The organism is Mycobacteriales bacterium (assembly GCA_035533475.1).
Taxonomy (GTDB): domain Bacteria; phylum Actinomycetota; class Actinomycetes; order DATLTS01; family DATLTS01; genus DATLTS01.
In genome coordinates this window covers 1-4240 of the sequence record DATLTS010000036.1, presented here as the reverse complement: position 1 = coordinate 4240, position 4240 = coordinate 1, and the positions used below count along the sequence as shown (strand labels likewise).

Below are 4240 nucleotides of genomic sequence, written 5' to 3'. Positions count from 1 at the left end.
ACCAGCCAGCCAGCTGTCCAGTGCTTGCCTTGACTGCCACGATGGCGACGGTGAAGAGGTTCTTGCCCGCCCGACCGCCGCCCCACCAGGGTCCGGCGTTCCCAGTCGAGAAGTAGAGGTCCCCGGTGGCCGGATCGTAGGCCGGATTGGACCAGATGGATCCGCCTCCGTGCAGGTACGACCCGTTGTTGGGCCAGGTGTTGCCGCCCGGCGCATTCGGCGCGGGGTCGACGTAGAACCGCCAGACCTGAGCGCCCGTGGTCGCGTTCATTGCTTCCAGGAAGGGTCGCGCACCGTACTCGGCACCGACGTTGCCGATGTAGATGGTGTTGTCCATGTACAGCACCGAGGCGGTGATGGTCTGGCCGTTCTGCCATTGGACCACGTGCTGCTTCCACTCAACCTTGCCCGTCAGCTGGTTCAGTGCCACCACGTATCCGTCCAGCTGGCCGATGAACACACGGCCCCCGCCGATCGCCGCTCCGCGATTGTCCCAGCCGCAGCAGACGGTGTTGATCTTGGGGTTCAGATGTGCCTGATACTCCCACAAAATCTTTCCCGTCGCGACCGATATGGCGAAGACATCATCGGCCCCGGTGGTGATGTAGAGCGTGCCCTGATACTCGAGCGGCTGGCTCTCCCCTGAGTACAGCGGCCCAATCCCGGAGTTGTTCAGCTTGGTGGCCCAGACACCCTTCATCCCGGAGACGTTCGTGGCATTGATCGTCGACAGGGTGGAGAACCGGTCATTGCTGACTGAGCCGCCGGTCGTCGGCCAATCGGTGGACGGCTGAGCGGCCAGCTGCGCTCCGGTGAACGCGGGAGCCGGCGTTATCTGCTGGCGTGGCGCTACCCGCGCCGGCGTCACCTGTTGCACGGCGACGCCAACACTCACCGTCGCAAGCACAAAGATGGTGCCCAGCGACCAGAGCCGACGGCCAACCCCGCGTCGCCTTCGCATTGTGGACATGGACCCTTCCACCTCCTCTGTGATGGTGCCGAGCTAATGAAACGCGACGGCGGTGACCCAGCCTGCGCAGTGTGCTCTCATCCGCCCCGTCAGGTCACCGCCTGTTGCCTGGTCAGGTGTGCGCGGTAATCTCAGCTGCTGTGCGAATCACGATCCCCCACTTCCACACAAACCTTCATGTCCGGCTCACCGGTCGGCACCGCGCTAGCAGCGTCCGCTTCAACTGCAACTCTCGGCCGGCCCCGCTGGGCGTGAGCGTCGATTCTGCTTGACCATACACCTGTCCGGCCCGCTGTGCAAGGCGATGCACCCCGGATTGGGTGGAGAAGGGAGCGGCTCCTTGACTCTGCGATCGATCGCGGATCATACTGTAAGTGTGGCGACTTACAGGGCGGAAAGCGCCTCGATGCCGCCCCATGGCGAGGACGCACTGGCCCGGCTGGAGGCGGAGCGGGACAGGCTGCATTGGCAGCTGGCGGCCGTCGGCGACTTCCGGCGGGGTAGCCTGAACCGTGCCTACCGGCGCTGTGGGAGGCGCGATTGCGCCTGCGCGGACCCGGTCCATCCACGGCATGGCCCGGTCAACCTGCTGACGAAGTCGGTGGCGGGCAAGACCGTCACGCGGGCTGTGCCACCGGGACCTCCACTTGCGAAGGTGCAACGGGAAGTTGTCCGCTACCAGCGATTCAAGGCGATCGTGGGCCAGATCGTGGCCGTCAACGAGCTGCTCTGCGAGACGCGGCCGGTCGCCGACCCGATGGTCGCCCACCCGGACGCCGACAGAGGGGGCATCGCTCGGCCATCGAGGCCAACTTCGGACGCGAGGTAATCGACCTCAGTGACCTGGCGGTGACTCAGGTCCGCGAGGCCTCCAGCACGGGCGCGGCGGTCGTCGAGCTGAGACGCGCGGCGCCTTGAACCACCCTGGGCGGGCAGATGCGGACCCGCCTGCGGGCGCCCGAGGCGGGAGATCGTGGTCCGCCAGTCGGCTGCCGTTCGACCACGAAGGTAGCGAGTTCCTGCGTGACCCAGCAGGCCAAGGCAGGCCGGACAAACACCACCACCAACAACCGGAGGCTGGCCTGCGGTCAGCGGCCCGAGGCCGATTGCCCTCGTCACGGCGATGAGCCCACGGATGTTGGCGGCCGGCCGGGATGCTGCGACCGTGGCCGCGCCCCGATTGGGGTCGCCCGCGCCCACGGGTGGGGGCTCCGCCGCTACGGTGCGGAACATCGCTGACAGCCCCGGGCCGGTCCAGGCGTCCTCGTCAGGCACGGCGGGGAGGATTGCACCCAGAAGGAGCGCGGCGCCGACACCCGCGCGCAGCAGGCGGCTGACCCTGCCAGGTTGCCGAGGTCCGGGGGCGCCAGGCGAACCCGGCGGAACGACGTCGGCCACGTCCGACCGGGGCGCTCCTGTCGCCGCCGAAGATCGCGAAATCGATCTCAATCTGGAACGGAAGCGTCGCGTTGGCGAGCTCGAGTGGATGCGACTCCCACCGGTAGGTCTCCCAATGTCGTCCCTTGACAGTCCCTGGCCACCCAGTCCCGCGGTCCAGACTGGTCAGGTCCGGACGTTGCCGCGGAGGCCGCTGCCCTCGCCGGCTGGGCCCGGAGCAAATCATCCACGCTCGACAGACAGCCGATCGGCCGGTGCCAAGACGATCCGGCCGGCGGTGACGCCGGATCGCGGGCAGACCCGGCATCGCTGGAGAGTGCGGGGCATCGCCCGACCTAGCCGAGTCGCCGGCCGCTAGCCGCTCCGCCAGCGCGACCGGGCCTCGGCGAACAGTCCCAGCGAGAATCCGCCGCCCCCTGCGGGCGGACGTCCAACATCGGCATGCTGATCCATGCGCACTCCGCCACGGCGCCCCGCGGGCGATGGGCCGCCCCGCATGCAACGGATCCCGCAGCCGGATGAGGTCGAGCACGGTCGGGCGCCCCGCCAGGTTGCGGCCCCACTCACCGCCGGCGCCGGCGGTGCGCAGCCGGGAGCGAGTACACCACCAGCTCACCGCCAGTGCGCTCCCCGCTCAACACCGCGAGCTGCGATCCTCCGGCCACGACCGCCACGTACTGCCGCCCCTCGACGGCGTAGGTGAACGGCGCCGACCCGAACGGGAGGCCGACGTACGGCGACCAGAGCACCTTCCCGGTGCGGGCGTCGACGGCGTAGAGGTGGCCGTCGTCGTCTCCGGTGAACACCAGACCGCCCGCGGTCGCCAGGGTGCCGCCGACCGAGGGTCGCGGAAGCCGGTCCTCCCACCGGATGCGCCCGGAGGCGGGATCGATCGCGGCAAGGTAGCCAATCGGCTGCGGTAGCCGCAGCAGGGTGTAGGTTCCGCCGACATCCGACTGGCCGACCCGGTGAGCGGCGTCCCCGGCGAGCGACCCCGCTGTGTAGCGCATGCACGCGCGCACACCATCGACGTAGACCGCGCCCGTGGCCGGGTCGTACGACGGCGGCGAGTACTCGAGGCCGCCAAAGGCGCCCGGACACACGCGCACGCCGCTGCGGGTCGGGACCGTGTGGGGCATTCCGTAGGGGGTGAGAAACGGGGATCGCGACACCACGCGCCCGCTGGTGGCGTTCATCACGGTGTACTGTCCTGACTTGCTGCCATCGCCAACCACCTGGATGACGCGGCCGTGAAGCCGGACGGCGAAGTACATCGGCGACTGGTCGGTGTCGTAGTCCCAGGCGTCTGGACAGACCTCCGCGCGCGCCCACACCAGCCGCCCGGTCCCGGCATCGAGGGCAATCGTCGAGTCGACGTGCGGGTCACATCCCGGACGAACCGACGGGGCCAGATCGGGGGTAGGGTTACCAGTCGCCGCGTAGACGAGGCCCGTGGCCGGGTCGACAGTGGGGGGCATCCATACGTCGCCGCCGCCGTGGTGGCCCAGCCGCGGGACCCAGCCGTGCCCGGCCGCGGGAACCGTGTAGAAGCGCCATCTGAAGGCTCCGGTGCCGGTGTCGTATGCCGCCACGAACCCCCGCACACCGGTGTCCTCCGAGGACTCCCCCACATAGACGGTGTCGCCCCACACCGTCGGCGCCGCCGTCTCGGTGTACCCCAGCGCAGGGCTCGCGATCCGTCTCTGCCACAGCCGCTGACCGGTCGTCGCCCGAAGCGCCACCAGGCGATCGTCGAAGGTGGTGAGGAAGACGCGTCCGGCCGAGACTGCCACCCCCCGGTTGGTGGGCAGGACCAGCGGGTTCGCGCCGGGGGGGAAGAAGTTCACGCGCGGTGTGTACGACCACCGCACC

General features: G+C 69.2%; 3 protein-coding genes. 1 reads left to right on the top strand and 2 read right to left on the bottom strand.

Annotated features, from left to right (window positions below):
- On the bottom strand, positions 1 to 895 hold an 895-nt coding region (locus VNG13_08180), incomplete at its 3' end, for a PQQ-binding-like beta-propeller repeat protein (protein ID HVA60501.1).
- A 451-nt stretch (positions 896 to 1346) separates the two neighbouring features.
- On the opposite strand from VNG13_08180, the gene VNG13_08175 reads away from it, so the two are divergent.
- Positions 1347 to 1799 carry a DUF6788 family protein gene (locus VNG13_08175; protein HVA60500.1) on the top strand — a complete coding sequence of 151 codons (453 nt, stop codon included), beginning with the start codon at positions 1347 to 1349 and terminating at the stop codon, positions 1797 to 1799.
- 1132 nt (positions 1800 to 2931) lie between these two features.
- On the opposite strand, the gene VNG13_08170 is transcribed toward VNG13_08175, so the two are convergent.
- On the bottom strand, positions 2932 to 4240 hold a 1309-nt coding region (locus VNG13_08170; protein ID HVA60499.1), incomplete at its 5' end, for a PQQ-binding-like beta-propeller repeat protein.